Here is a 13,969-nt window from a genome sequence, read left to right on the forward strand (position 1 = left end):
GACAACCCGAAAACCTCAGTAGACACTCAGCTGGGCCAGCGGTTGACCGCCCTTGCGCTGGCGGTCAACTCCACTCGGTGGACCGGGACATCCAAGCGAAGGCGTCTGCTGTTCGAATAGCCAGCGATCCGGTCCGCCAAGAATCGGTGATGTCGGTCCAGTCGTGGAGGTAGGCGCTGAGCGCGACGTGCTCTGCTGCTTGGTCGTAGAAGAGGGTGAATCTGTAGACCCTGCCGTCTTCGGAGATGACTTGGCCATCCTCGTGATCGGGGCCCTCCTGGAAGAGATCGACGACGATCGCCCCGTCTGGATCGAGTCCCTGGCCCTTCAGAAGCTCCCGCAGCCGGCTCCATAGGTCGTAGTCGCTGGTCCGCAAGAGATCGGTGTACTGAACGACGATGCTCGACACCACGAACCTCATGATCGGTCTTGCCGTCGGCATTGGGAAGCAGCGGGCACCCTCATAGTGAAACCTACCGGTGACCCGGCCGGCGCACTGCTGAAGGGCGACGGCGTCCACCCGCCATGCTCGGCATCGCCCGCTTACACAACCAGTCCCTCACCGGATACGCCCGGGTCTGCTCGCGAGAAGATCCCCACCGCCCTCTATGCAGGGCGCAACCACTCATAGATCCTTTGTAGCCGTGACCCACACGACAAGCGAAACCACATGGCCCGGAAACATCAGTGCCATCACCCTGTTCGTAGAGGACCTGGAGGCCACGAAGCGGTTCTACCGTGACGTGTTCCGCCTGCCGGTGACCTTCGAGAACGACAACTCGGCCGTGTTCAGCTTCGGGAACACCATCATCAACCTGCTGCAATCCACCGCGGCACACGAGCTGATCGCCCCCGCGCGCGTCGCCAGCCCGGACGCCGGCTCCCGCCTGCAGCTCACCCTCCCCGTGGACGACGTGGACGCGATGTGCAAGGACCTGACCGCCCGCGGCGTGACGCTGCTGAATGGTCCGATGGACCGACCCTGGGGGATACGGACTGCCAGCTTCTGCGATCCGGGCGGCCACATCTGGGAGATCGCGCAGTGACCGCGACAGCGGACACTGAGATCTAGGCCCTCCTGACCTCTCTGGACGCACAGCGTCGCCATGCCCTCGGCAGACTCGACAGGCTCGGCATGGAGGCACTGCGGCGGCCCGTGCTGCCGTCCGGATGGAGCTGCCTGGGACTCGTCCAGCACCTCGCGCTCGACGTCGAGCGGTTCTGGTTCCGTGCCGTCATCACCGGCGGCCCCGCCGTCATCGAAGCCCTCGATGACATCGACGACGCCTGGCAGGTGGCTCCCGACGTACCGCATACCGAGGTCCTCGACCGATACCGCACGGAGGTGGACCCTCGCGAACGCCGCTACGGCCGTGGACACCCCTCTGGCCTGGTGGCCCCACCACCTCTTCGGCGAACCGCACTTGCACACCGTTCGGGATGTCCTGCTGCACGCCATCACCGAGACTGCAGGGCACGCCGGACATCTCGACGCTGCACGAGGACTCGTCGACGGCCGCCGCTGGATGGTTCTGACCTAAGACCGACTGCGGCCCCGCGAAAGGGACGAGCCACTTACGTCAGCCCTAGGACGGCTCGGACGCCGTGATCACTCCAGCCACGGCGGAGATCATCGCGCCCTGAGCCCAACCGGCTGCTGAACCCGTTAGCCGAGGGTCTTGGCGTACCAGTGCTCCGCGTTGCCGTGACCGTCATACGATCCGGTCTCCTCATAACCGTGCGAGGTGTACAAGGCTCGCGCCTCAGTGAGTTCGGTATTGGTCTCACACACGACCCGGGAGGCCCCCAACTCCTGTGCTGCTGCCTCGGCAGCCAGCAGCAGGCCACGGCCCAGGCCCAGCCCACGACCCGCAGGACGCACGTACATGCGCTTGAGCTCCGCTGCCGACGGATCGCCCGCCAACAGTCGCACCCCGGCGTATCCGAGGAGCTCGCCATCGCTGCCGCGAGCAACGAGGAGGACACCCTGTGGTGGACTCAGATCATCATGCGGGTCTTCATGGAGCACCTCCCGAAGCTCTGCGTCCATGGGCGGACGCCCCATCACCCGCTGTCCCATCTCGGTGAAGTACTGCCACATCGCCTCGTCAATATCCGCGCCAGTGACGGGCTCCGGCTTGATAGTCCACTTGGGCATGCAGGTCATGGTGCGAGACGTCACCCGTGGTTGTCTACAGTCCTACCGTGGAGCAGAGCAGGCCACGAACGATCTACGCCGACGTCCAGCGGATCCCAGCGGCGACATCCTGGTCCCGTCCGCCCACAGAGCGTAGGACACTTACGGGTCAGCCCTTACTGATGGTTTCAGAATGAGGTTCGGAGTCGTCTCAAACAGATGATGCTGCAGGCGAGTTGAAGCAGGCCCAGGTGGAGGTCGGCACGTATCTCATAGCGGATCCGAAGCCGCTTGAACTGGTGGAGCCAGGCGAAGGTGCGCTCGACGACCCAGCGGGTCTTGCCCAGACCGGAACCGTGCGGGACACCACGGCGGGCGATCTTGGGTGTGATCCCACGGGCCCGGACGAGACGCCGGTACTTGTCGTAGTCGCAGCCTCGGTCGGCGAAGAGCCGCCGGGGCCGGTGACGGGGCCGGCCACGCAGACCGCGAATGCGGGGTACGGCGTCCAACAGCGGCATGAGCTGAGTGACATCGTGACGGTTTCCACTGGTCAAAGAGACAGCGAGCGGGGTGCCATGCCGGTCCACGATCAGGTGGTGCTTGCTTCCGGGCCGGGCCCGGTCGACCGGCGAAGGTCCGGTGTGAGCCCCCCTTTGAGGGCACGCACGTGCGAGCCGTCGATCGCTGCGTCGTCCATGTCCAGCAAGCCGGCAGCCCGTAACTCGGCCAGCAGCACCTCGTGCAGACGGGGCCAGACGCCAGCTTCCGTCCAGTCCCGCAGACGGCGCCAGGCTGTCACTCCGCTGCAGCCGACCTGCTCCGCGGGTACGTCCCGCCAGCTCACGCTCTTGCACAGCACATAAACGATGCCCCGCAACGCAGCCCGGTCGTCCACCGGCAACCGCCCGGGATACCGATGCCGCCGAGGCGCACGAGCCGGCAACAGCGGCGCGACACGTTCCCACAGATCATCAGGCACAAGGTCAGCAGACACCTACCAAATCCTGCCGACACAACACCCAACCACCAAGCCCCCCACCGAAATTCATTCTGAAACCATCAGTTAGGGCGTGCAGATCTTTAACCTGTCTTCTTGATCTTGATTTGGGCAGGGCCGGAAGCGAGAAACGTTGCGAGGTCGGTTGGTGTGCGGAAGCGGGCGGTGGAGGCGTCGATGTGGTGGCCGTGTGCTTCCAGGAGTGGGCGGACTTCTTGGCTTGCACGGCTGATGGTCACGGCGGAGACGCCGAAGAGTTGGCCGAGGAGGTTCATGGTGGCGAGTTTGCGTAGGTGGAGCACAGTGGCCAGGATCCGGTCGGCTGGGGTGAGTTTGGCTTTGGCGCCTGTACCGGGAGCTACCAGGCGCGCGTGACCGCGAATTGTATGGAGTGTCTGCTCGCGCTGTAGTGCCAGCTCGGGAGTCAGTGCGCCGATCAATTCACTGAGCTGTTGGCGGGTCATGCCGGTGAGTTCGGGGTCCTGCAGTGAACGCATCGACAGTGGATGCGGGTTGTTCGCCGGTGGCTGGCGCGTCGTTGCGTTGATCAGCGTCGTGCCGAGCGGCGGGTGGGGGTGGAGGGTGTAGTTCCAGTCGCCGTGGAAGCGGTGCCGGGTGATCGGCAGGGCGGCGATCTCTTCGTCGCTGACCTGGATGCCTGTGGGGTACTGGTCGGTGTCGAGTTCGGCGTGCACCGTCAGGCCGGTTTTGGTGGTGGTCGCGGCGATGCTCTGGACGATGACTTCGTGGCTGGTCAGAGGCCTGCCGCGCCAGTTCATGGTGATGTGGGAGAACAGGCGGTGCTCGATCCGGTTCCACTTTGAAGTTCCGGGAGGCAGGTGGCAGACGGTGATCGCCAGTCCGGTCTCGGATGCGAACTGGGCGAGCTGGGTCTTCCAGGTGCGTGTGCGGTAGCCGTTGGAGCCGCCCGCGTCGGCGGTGATCAGCAGGCGGCAGGCCGTCGGATAGGCGGCCCGGCCGGCTCCGTTCCACCAGCGGCGGATGGACTCGACGGCGAACGCGGCGGTGTCGTGGTCGGTGCCCACATTGACCCAGCCGGTGTTCGCGGTGACGTCGTAGATGCCATAGGGCACTGCCTTACCCAGCTCGCGGTCGGGGAAGTCGTGGGTGTCGACCCGCACCGGTTCACCCTTCGGTTCCCACTCGCGGCCGTTGTTCTTGAAGGGGCCGACCAGTTCCTTCTTCTTCGTGTCCACACTGATCACCGGAGCCCCGTCGTTCTGGTGGTCCCGAGCCCGTTCGTTGAGGTAATGGAACTGCGCGTCTCGGTCAGGGTGCTGCTTGCCCTCCAGGGTCTTGGCGTTGCTTTGCAGGCTGAAGCCCTCCTCGCGCAGGATGTCGCCCACCGAATCCGCGGAGATTTTGTGGCCCTGCCGGGTCAGCTGCTCGGCGAGCTTGCGGGTGGATTTGGTGGTCCAGCGCAGCGGCGACATGGGGTCCCCGCGGACATCCGGATCAACCAGGGCGAGCAACGCAGCCCGCAGTGCAGGGTCCAGGTCGACGACGCGTTTGCGTCCACCGCCGGGCCGGCGGACCCGCCCCAACGGCGCCTCTCCGGAGTCGAGTTCCCGCACACCGAGCGACACAGTGGCCTCACGGACACCGACGGCACGAGCGACTGCCCTGATCCCGCCGTGGCCGAGCGACCGGGCCTCCGCCCCTATCAACAGACGACGCTGCCGCTCATCCAAATGCGGCAGAATCGCCCCTAACTTGGCTGACAGCATGGCCCGTTGCTCTTCCAACCCACCCATACCAGACCAACGACATACCGAGCGGAAAGCCACGGGTTAAAGATCTGCACGCCCTTAGCGTTGGCCTGCAGACTGAAGCCTTCCTCCCGCAGCAGGTCCGCGACGGTGTCCGCACTGACTTTGTGCCCGCTTTGGCCCAGCTCGCGGGCCAGCGAGCGGGTCGACTTCACCGTCCACCGCAGCGGCGACATCGGGTCACCGCGCTCGTCCGGTTCGACCAGCGCCAGCAGTGCCGGCCGCAGTTCCGGATCGAGGTCCGCCACCCTCTTTCGGCCCCCGCCCGGGCGCCGCACCCGCCCCAGAGGCGCCTCACCGGCCTCCAACTCGAATACACCTCTGCGGACCGTGGTCTCACTCACCGAGGCCGCCCGCGCGACGGCCCGGACAGTACCGTGCCCCAGGACACGGGCCTCTGCGGCCATCATCAACCGCCGCTGGCGCTCGTCCAGATGCGGGAACAACACCGCGAACTTCACGGCGAGTTGGGCACGAATCTCATCCGGGATGCGCATACCAGAACAACGAGCTACGGGACGGGAAGCAACACCTTGATGATCTGCAAGCCCTTGGACGCCAGGGGCCCGAGGGAACTCGCCGGGGGCGAGCGGCGAAGGAGAGATGAAAGCCCAAGACTTCGAAGCATGTTCCCTTGGACGAGAGGAGCCCCGATGACCGTCGAGCCAGGCGTCCGCACGGGGGCGGAGAGCGATGCCTCGGTGATTGCGCGGTCCCGGGATGAGCCCGAGGCATTCGCCGTGCTCTTCGACCGATACGCGGATGCGGTACATCGTTATCTGGCCCGCAGGCTCGGCGGCGAGCCGGCCGATGACCTCATGGCGGAGACCTTCACCACTGCCTTTCAGCAGCGACACCGGTACGACCCGTCGCGGGCCACGGGTGACGGCGCCCGGCCCTGGCTGTTCGGCATAGCGACCAACCTGGTCGGCCGACACCGGCGGGCCGAGGCCCGGCGCTTCAAAGCCATGGCCCGTATCCCGGCTCCTGCCGATCACGAGGAGCCGCTGGCCGACCGGGCTGCGGCCCGGGTGGGGGCACAGGCCGTACGCCAGGAGTTGGCGGGGGCACTGGCTGTACTGCCCGCGCGGCACCGGGACGTGCTGCTGCTGGTGGCATGGGGCGGTCTCGGCTACGAGGAGGTTGCCCAAGCCCTCGGTGTCCCCATCGGCACGGTCAGATCACGGCTACACCGGGCTCGCAGCAAGCTACGCGAAGCGTTGGGCGGATCCGATCCGACGATACTGCGAGAGGCACCCGGCCATGACTGACGAACTCGAACTCCTGCGGAACTGGGACGCGGACACGGCCCCGCTGACCGAACCGGCCCGAGCGAAGGCCCGCCACCGACTGCTCAACACGATGGCGCACGCGGAGCGGCACCCCGACACTTCCCCCAGCCGCCGCCACGCGCTCCGACTCGCGACAGCCGCAGTGGTCGCTGTGGCGGTTACGGGAACGGCGGTGCTGATGACCAAGGACGGTGCCGACGAGGGCGATCGCCCCGACCGTGCCGGCCGGCTATCGGGCACGGCGGCCCCGCGGATGGGCAACGTCGGCGCTGCGACAGTGCTGAACGGGGCGGCAGCGCGGGCAGGAAAGCAGGAGAAGCCCGTGGCGCCGCGCGACGACCAGTTCATCTACTCGAAGCGGGTCATCACGGAGACGGAGCGGAGGACCGGCGCGGTCAGGACCTACAAGGACGTGAACTGGGACTCGGTGGACGGCTCCAAGCGCTCCTTGACCATGGAACTCGGCCGGATGATCTGGGAAGAACCCTTGAAGAAGGGCGAAGGCGTGTGGCCCCCTCGGGAGTGGAGCAAGCTGAAGAAGCTGCCCACCGACCCGGAGAAGCTCATCCCGGGCATCATCGGCGTCGGAACGTCCAGCAAGCCGATGAGTGACTTCACCGCAGACGACTGGTTCGACGCCTACTTCATGCTCGGTGAGCTCCTGAAGTGGCCGGTGCTGCCCCAGGGGCTGCGTCCCGCCGCGTACGAGGCGCTGGCCCTGGTGCCCGGGGTCAAGGCGATTTTGGGGGTGAAGGACTCCGCCGGGCGCACGGGGGTGGGGATCGCCTACCCCAAGAGTCCGTTCGGGCAGGGCAAGTACCTCATCTTCGACCCGGAATCCTACGAATTCCTGGGCTTCCGCGACGAGCGGACTTCAGCGTCCGGCGACAAGACGTACATCCAGCTGTCGCACGTGGTGGACTGGGCGATCGTCGACCGGTTGAAGCAGCGGCCCTAAAAGAGCTGTCCCGTAACCGTTGGTCGGCGTGGGCGGGTAATGCCGACCAACGGTTAGCCGAACAACAGGTCGACGTCCCTCTCGATGCGGTGCTGCAGGATGACCACCAACTAGCGCACGTCCGGAGTCCCATCCGGCCCGGTCGAGCCGGGCCAATCCGGGATGGCCAATGACACTGAGGCCGGACGGCACAGGTCCGGCCCACAATGCACGGCGCTCGTAAGGGCGCGGCGGAGGAGAACTCACACTGGTCACGGCGGGTGCACTGTTCCTACCTGCGGTTTCCCGTTGATGTTTCCGGTGCGGGCCGGTCTCGTGACGCAGGAACGGCTTCCTCACACGGCAACGGGCATACAACGGCGTAGAAGCACGGGGCATCCGTGCCGTTCCCGTCCGTTTACCGCACGACGGGCGGGTCCTGCCCCTCGTCGAGCAGTTGGTCGAGTTCCGCGTCGGCCTGCCTCGACTGCGCCTCGCTACCGAACGGCATCATGGCGTGGCTGCACTCCAGGTAGAGCAGCAGAGCCTGGTGGTCGATGTGGATGCGGGCCTCGCCCCAATCATTGCGGACTCGCAGCAGGACCGCGAGCGGCTCGCCCTGCTCGGCCACGGGCTCCACGGTGACGTCTCCTATGCCCGCTGTACCGGTGAGGCCGGCGGACAGCAGGTCCCGCGAGATGACCCAGCAGGCGCTGCCGTGGCCGGGCCGGGACACGATCAGGCCGACGACGAGCGGGTCGGCGGTGGAGTACCTGAGCATGATGTCGCACCGCTCGCGTTCGCCGCCGGGCACGGTGACGAACCCCCGTGCGATGCCTTCGATTTGACGGTCACTGTCAGGACTCACCCTGCCCATCCTCTTCCCCGTTGCAGCCGCACGCCGACGACTCGTGCGCCATCGCACGTACATCTCAAAGATCGAACATAGCTATGCAGCCGGGCATGTACCCGACACCGGCCGGGTTGGGCGTCACCCCTTCGCAACGTGTTCGGAAGAGTTCGCACACCAAGCGGCTCACCATGCGGCGGTGGAGCCGTTTCGTCGCCTCGCATGTCACTCCATCGCGGCTTCCGCCGAGTCATAGATCTGCAAGGACCGGTGCAGGTTGGTGATGTGGAAGATCTGGAGAACACCCGGGTTCGTGATCACCAGCCTCAGGTCACCGGCGTGTGTACGGATCAGCTTGCCGATGCGGACGAAGAGCCCCAGGCCCGTCGAGTCCATGAACGAAACCCCCGCCAGGTCCACGATGAGACGATGCCGGCCCCCTTCGATACACGCGCTCACGTACTCCCTGATCCGCGGCACGGTGGCAACGTCGACCTCACCGTGGACCTCGACGACGGCCCAGCCCTTCTCGTCACGGTGGCTGATGGCAAATTCCGGGTGCATGGTCCGCCTAACGGCGATGCCCTGGGGAGAGGTTTCGGGTCGTGCCTGCCGCACACTCGTTCCGCATATGCACGAACGACTGGCCACGACCTCCCCCACGAGCACAACCGTGCCCAAGGCTCCGCCTCCGCGAAGGCACGCCATACCCACCACGGTGCGCCGCCAGCGCCGGCGCGGTGATCGGCGCGGCGCGGCCCTCGAAGCAGATCAAGGCCTACCCGGCTGCGGCGAACTATGCGGTTACGGCGAGCCCGGTCGCGGGCGCCGCCTTACGCCAGGCCGCCATCACCGCCATCGCCGACGGCACCGAACGCATCACCAAGAAAAACGCTCGAAGCCATCCAGCTCGACCACTCCGCCGAAGAACACAGCTGCCCCCGCACCCACCGAGCGGCCAGAACGGCATGATGCGGACGTGAAGAAGAGTGCTAATACGCCCGCTGCCGAGGACTTCGCTGCTCTCTGCGGCCGGGTGTGGGACATCCTGGTCCCCGCGCGTGCCAGCTACCCGGCTGACGTCTCACACCACGAGCCGTCACCGAGCGGGCCGTCACCGCCGTCCGCGACACTGCCCTGCCCCGTAGCGAAGCCGCCCGCACAGGACGCAGCCTCATCGCCGAACTGCCCGGCTTCCGCACCGGTGACGCCCTCGCCTCAGCCGTCCTGACCGCAGCAGCACCGCAGCGGATGGCCATCTACGACCGCCGCGTCCAACACGCCCTCGACGCCCTCGGCCTCACCCTCACCCCAGTACCGGGACGCTACGGCCGCTACCTGCAGATCCTCGACGACCTGCTCCAACACCGAGGAGCACACGCCGACGGTTGGACGGCCCGTGACCTCGACACCGCCCTGTACGGAGAAGCCGTGAACCATGTGGGCCAGTTACTCCAGGACGCCACAGATCATGATCCATCCGGAGCTTCTGCGAGCCTGCGACACCCGCTTTAGGAGCGAGGTGAGGCGACTGCGACTCTGACCTGCGAAACAGCCACGTGGGCGGAGAGGGGTATCAGAAACCTGCTGGCCCCGCCGTTCCCCGTGACTCCCCGCTGCCCATCGCTGAGCCGGGAAAGGGCTGTTGTCGACTGTCGTCATCTGTCGTTGCCTGCCGCGAGCACGACCTCACTGAGCTAGGGCATGTCGTTTGGATCATCTGGTAGTTGGCCAAGGCTGCTGACTGGAGACTCGATCGCGGTACCGATAGTGGCGTACGCGTCGGCGCGGAGGACTTCCGCAAGGGCTCACTGGAGCAGTTCGATGTGCGGATGGTCCGGGGAGTCGGGGCAGACGTGGAGTTGCAGGTTGTTGCCGCCGGTGATGCTGATCAAGGTGAAGTTGCCGTCCCGGGCGCCCAGGGGAAGCGGGGTCGAGTTCGGCCGTTCCTCCTCGGCGATCCAGGTCTCGCTGCCACCGTCCCATTCCGAGGAGGCGATGGTAAGGAGCGGGACGTCCTCGGTGCCGCACTCGGGGCAGAGGCGGGGCACGGGGTCGGTGGGGCTCCAGCGGGTCCAGCCGCCGGTCTTCCAGCCGGGGGCGGTGGAGAGGTTGTTCAGGTAGAGCTCGCCCGGGTCGTCCGCGTACGTGTTGTACCGCGCAGGGTCGATCGTCTCCCAGCGGCTCATGTCGTCCAGCTGGTCCCGAAGCTCCTCGCTCAGTTCCGAGGGGTTGGGGTAATCGGTGACCTGCTCTGGTGAGAACAGGCACGGCTCCGGGAGGTAGTAGCCGTCCTGGACGATCGGCGGCTCGGGCAGCGGGTCGAGGACGTCGGTGACGGTGGCGGAGGAGCGCCAGAAGAGGACGGTCTTCGGGTGGGCCATCGCGTGGTCGAAGGGGCACCACAGGACCTGGAGGAGGTCCGCGTCGGGCGGGCACGGGAAAGGGATGTCGCGAGCGTAGAGCTGGGCCACGGGCATCATGGCAATCGGGCCGTCAATCCACGGGCGGCCCTCGCGGAACCGCTGCGCGGCCTCCAGTTCCTCGGGTGTGACCGTGGGTGCCTGGGGGTCGAGGCGCAGCCGCTCGGCCGCTGCCACCTGCCTGCGGCGAAAGAGCCTGATGTCGTCCGGAGAGTGCACCACTCTCGTCACGCGACTGTCGTGCGGCTCGTCGCAGTACGGCCACGGCTCGTCGGCGGGCCACAGGAGTGGCCCGCCGACGGAGCTGTCGTGCGCGGTCGGGGATCCGGGGCGCGGGTGCAGCCGGGTCGCCGTGCGTGCCAGCGGGGCCAGTTGGGGGAAGAGCGCGGTGACGTCGAACGGCCGCGGTGGGGTGGTAAAGATGGCGTTCACAGCGGTGATGCTGCCAGCAGCTTCTGACAATGGGTGTACCGATCCACGGCAGCTGGCACCACACAACTTCCCTGCGTCAGCAGGCGGACCAGAGAAGGATGCCAGCGATGTGGAGTCCGGCCAGGTAGATGGTCGCGGTCTTCTCGTAGCGCGTGGCGATGCCGCGCCACTGCTTCAGGCGGTTGATGCACCGTTCGACGGTGTTGCGCTGTTTGTAGGTCTCGCGTCGAACGCCGGCGGTCTCCCGCCCCGGCTGCCGCGCCGCAGCCGATGGCCACGTTGATCTGCCGGCACGGGGATCACCGTACGGATGCCGCGCTTGCTCAGGTGGTTGCGGATCGCGCGGGAGGAATGCGCCTTGTCGGCCATGACTACGTCCGGCCTGGTTCGGGGCCGTCCGCGGCGACGCGGTACACGGAGGCCGGCCATGACGTCCATGAAGATGGGTGCGTCGCCCGCTTGGCCGCCGGTCAGGACGAACGCGAGGGGACGACAGCGGCCGTCGGCAGCAAGATGGATCTTCGTTGTCAGTCCCCCGCGCGACCGGCCGATGGCGTGGTCGTGCGGCTCCGCCGTTGGGGCCCCTCTTTGCGGGCCCCGGCGGCGTGCCGATGAGCGCGCACGATTGTGGAGTCCACCGAGACGGCCCAGTCAAGCTCGCTGTCGGCGTCGGCCTGGGCCATCAGCGCGGTGAGCACCCGCTCCCACGTGCCATCGACGGCCCACATCCGCAGTCGGTTGTAGACGCCTCGCCAGTTCCCGTACTTCTCCGGCAGATGGACCCACTGCGTTCCCGTCCGGAACTTGAAGGCGATCGCGTCGATCACCTCACGGTGATCCCGCCAACGGCCACCCCTCTTCGGCGTCCGGTCCGGAAGTAACGGCTCGATCCGCGCCCACTGGGCGTCAGTCAGCGACATGCCCAGATCAACGTCCCACTGATCCAAACGAAACTGCCTAGGCCCACCCAGGGGCCGTAGCGCTTGACTGTCGTCTGTTCCGGCAGCCCGAGCCGTTTCGCCGCCCGGCGTCGCTCCCGGATTTCTGCAGTCGACCGCGGCTGGTAGCCGGGACCGCCACAACCGCATGAGTGGAACGTGAGGTATCCGCGCACTCGCTCTGATTCGTCGTCAACCTGCAGGCATTCACGTGCAGCCCGGAGAATCGATCACGAACAGACAGGCGCACGCCTCAACGGCTTGAGCAGCGTCACGCCAGGCGCGACGCCTCTTGCCCGCTCGGTTCGTCCAGCAGCTTCGTGATTTATACGGCTGTAGGAGTGATCAAAGCGTGAATGACGTTACGCTCTGATCCTTTTTGCGCATCGTTCTTCAGGTGTCTGCCCGATCTGGGGCAGAGCAGCGGAGGAGAACATATGAGGAACGTCCAGAAGATTGCAGCGGTGGCCGTAGCCACCTGCGGAATCCTCTTCGCCGGCATCGGCGGGGCCAGCGCTGACACCGGTAACGGGGGGGACAACATCCCCGTGCTCAGCAACTTCAACCAGCTCGACTGGGACGATTCGCCCTTCTGCGGAATTCAAGTCAAGACCAAGGACAGCGAGCAGAAGACGTCCTGTCCGGTAGTGCACAACGAGGGCAGCTCTAACAGCCCCGTCTACATCATCACCTTCGGGTCTTGATCTTCCATAGCGGTCCGGCGGTTCGCCCGTCGGACCGCTTGGCTTGTCGGGGCGTTGGCAGGCAGGTGAGTGATCCGGCTGTTGTGTCGGGTGGGCTCCCAGGGCTTCGGCATGGTTCGGCCTCGCATCTTTGATCACGTCAGTCCCGCGGCTACCCGGATACCAGGACCTCAAGGCCACTCGTACGGGTGAGCAGCTCCCCCTTGCCGGGCCGCGGAGCTGGCCGGGCGCCGGAGGCGATTCGTGGGCGGCTTCGTTTGGGCGGACAATGGTGGGCAGGCGTACCAGAACGGTGCTTCGGACCGGAGGCATCTACCCGCGAGCGGCGTACCGCTCTCTGGTCGAAGGGCCTCCCGGCGCATCGCTCCTCGCGGACGGACCAACAGTCCCAACCGTTGAGGAGCGTTTCCCATGCTCACCGACCAAAGGCGTACCGCCCGGCGGAAGCGGCCCTCCGATCGAGCTTACGACGACAGCCCCGACACGGCGGACGCCTTCGCCCACCTCGTCGGCCTCGGCGAAGGACTCGAGCGGGATCTGTTGTGCGAAGAAGTCGTCGAGGCGTGGCTGCCCATGGCGTACCGTATCGCCGGCAGTTTCCAGGACAAGGGCGAAAGCCTCGAGGACCTACGGCAGGTGGCGGCCATGGGGCTGATCAAGGCCGTACAGAACTTTGACCCGCGGCGCGGCCGGTTCGAGCCCTACGCCGTCCCCACCATCAGCGGGCGAACTGCGCCGGCGCTTCCGCGACCACATGTGGGACGTCCACGTGCCCCGGCGCGTGCAGGACCTGCGCAACAAGGTCCGCCTCGCCCGCCGCGGCCTCGCCCAGCAGCCCGGAGCCGGCTCGGAACCCAGCCTGGCCGCCATCGCCACCCACACGCACCTGACCGAGGACGAGGTCCGCGACGGCCTCAAATCCATCGACGGCTTCAGCGCCCTGTCCCTGGATGCGGGGCTCCTGGCCTCAGGCGACGACGACGCTTTCAGCCTCGCGGACGCGCTCGGCGCACCTGAGGCCGCGTACGAGGTCGTCACCGACCGCAAGGCCGCCAAGGCCGGCCTCAAGCACCTCCCCGAACGCGAACGCACCATCCTCTACCTGCGGTTCTTCGAGGACATGACGCAGAGCCAGATCGCGGCACACTTCGGGATCTCACAGATGCACGTCTCCCGCCTCATCCACACCAGCTGCCAGCGCGTACGCGACGAAGCCACCCGCGACGAGCAGCCGGACGAGGACGCACAGGCCGCCTGAAGCTGAGCCCCGAATCTTGGGGTGCGCCGGCGCGTTCTCACGTCGTCGGGTTGCGTCTCCAACGGCGGCGGGCCCGGCCCGGCTTTCGCCGAACCGGGCCGGGTCACCTGTTCTTCGTACGCCGCCGTGATCGACAGGTAAAGGAGCCACGGCACAGGCGGCGCCGGGTCATCCGATTGCCCCTGAACCGAAGCCGACAAAGCCGCTA

Annotated in this window: 12 protein-coding genes and 4 pseudogenes; 6 read left to right on the forward strand and 10 right to left on the reverse strand. The window is 66.7% G+C overall.

Annotated elements, in window-relative coordinates; all coding sequences use genetic code 11:
* Positions 1 to 64: 64 nt before the first annotated feature.
* On the reverse strand, positions 65 to 520 hold the full coding sequence (locus OG456_RS45995) for a hypothetical protein (RefSeq protein ID WP_266571085.1): 456 nt from the start codon (positions 518 to 520) through the stop codon (positions 65 to 67).
* A gap of 124 nt (positions 521 to 644) precedes the next feature.
* Between OG456_RS45995 and OG456_RS46000 the strand changes: the two genes are divergently transcribed.
* Both OG456_RS46000 and OG456_RS46005 read left to right on the forward strand, forming a co-directional pair.
* Positions 645 to 1,046 (forward strand): VOC family protein, encoded by a 402-nt coding sequence (locus OG456_RS46000; RefSeq protein ID WP_266571086.1) that lies wholly within the window; start codon positions 645 to 647, stop codon positions 1,044 to 1,046.
* 89 nt (positions 1,047 to 1,135) lie between these two features.
* Positions 1,136 to 1,541 (forward strand): annotated as a pseudogene (locus OG456_RS46005) (DUF664 domain-containing protein).
* 125 nt (positions 1,542 to 1,666) lie between these two features.
* On the opposite strand, the gene OG456_RS46010 reads toward OG456_RS46005, so the two are convergent.
* From OG456_RS46010 to OG456_RS46025, 4 genes and pseudogenes are all read right to left on the reverse strand, one after another.
* On the reverse strand, positions 1,667 to 2,158 hold the full coding sequence (locus tag OG456_RS46010; protein ID WP_266571087.1) for a GNAT family N-acetyltransferase: 492 nt from the start codon (positions 2,156 to 2,158) through the stop codon (positions 1,667 to 1,669).
* Positions 2,159 to 2,325: 167 nt separating this feature from the next.
* Positions 2,326 to 3,134, reverse strand: a protein-coding gene (locus OG456_RS46015; protein ID WP_266571088.1) for an IS5 family transposase whose coding sequence is annotated in 2 segments (ribosomal slippage) — positions 2,326 to 2,795 and positions 2,795 to 3,134 — 810 coding nt in all. Because the reading frame shifts where the segments join, the coding sequence is not laid out codon by codon here.
* Between the two features lie 86 nt (positions 3,135 to 3,220).
* Positions 3,221 to 4,912 (reverse strand): ISAzo13 family transposase, encoded by a 1,692-nt coding sequence (locus tag OG456_RS46020; protein ID WP_266569078.1) that lies wholly within the window; start codon positions 4,910 to 4,912, stop codon positions 3,221 to 3,223.
* A gap of 44 nt (positions 4,913 to 4,956) precedes the next feature.
* Positions 4,957 to 5,424 (reverse strand): annotated as a pseudogene (locus tag OG456_RS46025) (ISAzo13 family transposase); the annotation flags it as partial.
* Between the two features lie 156 nt (positions 5,425 to 5,580).
* Between OG456_RS46025 and OG456_RS46030 the strand changes: the two are divergent.
* On the forward strand, positions 5,581 to 6,198 hold the full coding sequence (locus OG456_RS46030) for an RNA polymerase sigma factor (RefSeq protein ID WP_266571089.1): 618 nt from the start codon (positions 5,581 to 5,583) through the stop codon (positions 6,196 to 6,198).
* Entirely contained in the window at positions 6,191 to 7,177 is a 987-nt protein-coding gene (locus OG456_RS46035) for a CU044_5270 family protein (protein WP_266571090.1), read from the forward strand. The genes OG456_RS46030 and OG456_RS46035 overlap by 8 nt, the downstream gene beginning before the upstream one ends.
* A gap of 397 nt (positions 7,178 to 7,574) precedes the next feature.
* Here the strand turns inward: OG456_RS46035 and OG456_RS46040 are convergent, their stop codons facing one another.
* The 5 genes and pseudogenes from OG456_RS46040 to OG456_RS46060 form a co-directional block, all read right to left on the reverse strand.
* The gene (locus OG456_RS46040; RefSeq protein ID WP_266571091.1) at positions 7,575 to 8,024 is read right to left on the reverse strand and encodes an SsgA family sporulation/cell division regulator; all 450 of its coding nucleotides are present in this window, start codon (positions 8,022 to 8,024) and stop codon (positions 7,575 to 7,577) included.
* A 207-nt stretch (positions 8,025 to 8,231) separates the two neighbouring features.
* On the reverse strand, positions 8,232 to 8,570 hold the full coding sequence (locus OG456_RS46045) for an STAS domain-containing protein (protein WP_266571092.1): 339 nt from the start codon (positions 8,568 to 8,570) through the stop codon (positions 8,232 to 8,234).
* Between the two features lie 654 nt (positions 8,571 to 9,224).
* A complete protein-coding gene (locus OG456_RS46050) occupies positions 9,225 to 9,446 on the reverse strand; it encodes a hypothetical protein (RefSeq protein WP_266571093.1) in 222 nt (73 codons plus the stop codon).
* A gap of 368 nt (positions 9,447 to 9,814) precedes the next feature.
* Positions 9,815 to 10,861 carry a hypothetical protein gene (locus OG456_RS46055; RefSeq protein ID WP_266571094.1) on the reverse strand — a complete coding sequence of 349 codons (1,047 nt, stop codon included), beginning with the start codon at positions 10,859 to 10,861 and terminating at the stop codon, positions 9,815 to 9,817.
* 76 nt (positions 10,862 to 10,937) lie between these two features.
* Positions 10,938 to 11,781 (reverse strand): annotated as a pseudogene (locus OG456_RS46060) (IS5 family transposase).
* Between the two features lie 455 nt (positions 11,782 to 12,236).
* On the opposite strand from OG456_RS46060, the gene OG456_RS46065 reads away from it, so the two are divergent.
* Both OG456_RS46065 and OG456_RS46070 read left to right on the forward strand, forming a co-directional pair.
* The gene (locus OG456_RS46065; protein WP_266571095.1) at positions 12,237 to 12,503 is read left to right on the forward strand and encodes a hypothetical protein; all 267 of its coding nucleotides are present in this window, start codon (positions 12,237 to 12,239) and stop codon (positions 12,501 to 12,503) included.
* 411 nt (positions 12,504 to 12,914) lie between these two features.
* Positions 12,915 to 13,761 (forward strand): annotated as a pseudogene (locus tag OG456_RS46070) (SigB/SigF/SigG family RNA polymerase sigma factor).
* Positions 13,762 to 13,969 lie beyond the last annotated feature (208 nt).

The sequence above is a fragment of the Streptomyces sp. NBC_01446 genome, assembly GCF_026340095.1.
Lineage (GTDB): Bacteria > Actinomycetota > Actinomycetes > Streptomycetales > Streptomycetaceae > Streptomyces > Streptomyces aureus.

Bases quoted from the DNA above. Each gene is read 5' to 3' on its own strand.
- OG456_RS46045 (WP_266571092.1), bottom strand. From the start codon at position 8,570: ATGCACCCGGAATTTGCCATCAGCCACCGTGACGAGAAGGGCTGGGCC.
- OG456_RS46030 (WP_266571089.1), top strand. From the start codon at position 5,581: ATGACCGTCGAGCCAGGCGTCCGCACGGGGGCGGAGAGCGATGCCTCG.
- OG456_RS46050 (WP_266571093.1), bottom strand. From the start codon at position 9,446: ATGGTTCACGGCTTCTCCGTACAGGGCGGTGTCGAGGTCACGGGCCGT.
- OG456_RS46035 (WP_266571090.1), top strand. From the start codon at position 6,191: ATGACTGACGAACTCGAACTCCTGCGGAACTGGGACGCGGACACGGCC.
- OG456_RS46065 (WP_266571095.1), top strand. From the start codon at position 12,237: ATGAGGAACGTCCAGAAGATTGCAGCGGTGGCCGTAGCCACCTGCGGA.
- OG456_RS46010 (WP_266571087.1), bottom strand. From the start codon at position 2,158: ATGCCCAAGTGGACTATCAAGCCGGAGCCCGTCACTGGCGCGGATATT.
- OG456_RS46020 (WP_266569078.1), bottom strand. From the start codon at position 4,912: ATGGGTGGGTTGGAAGAGCAACGGGCCATGCTGTCAGCCAAGTTAGGG.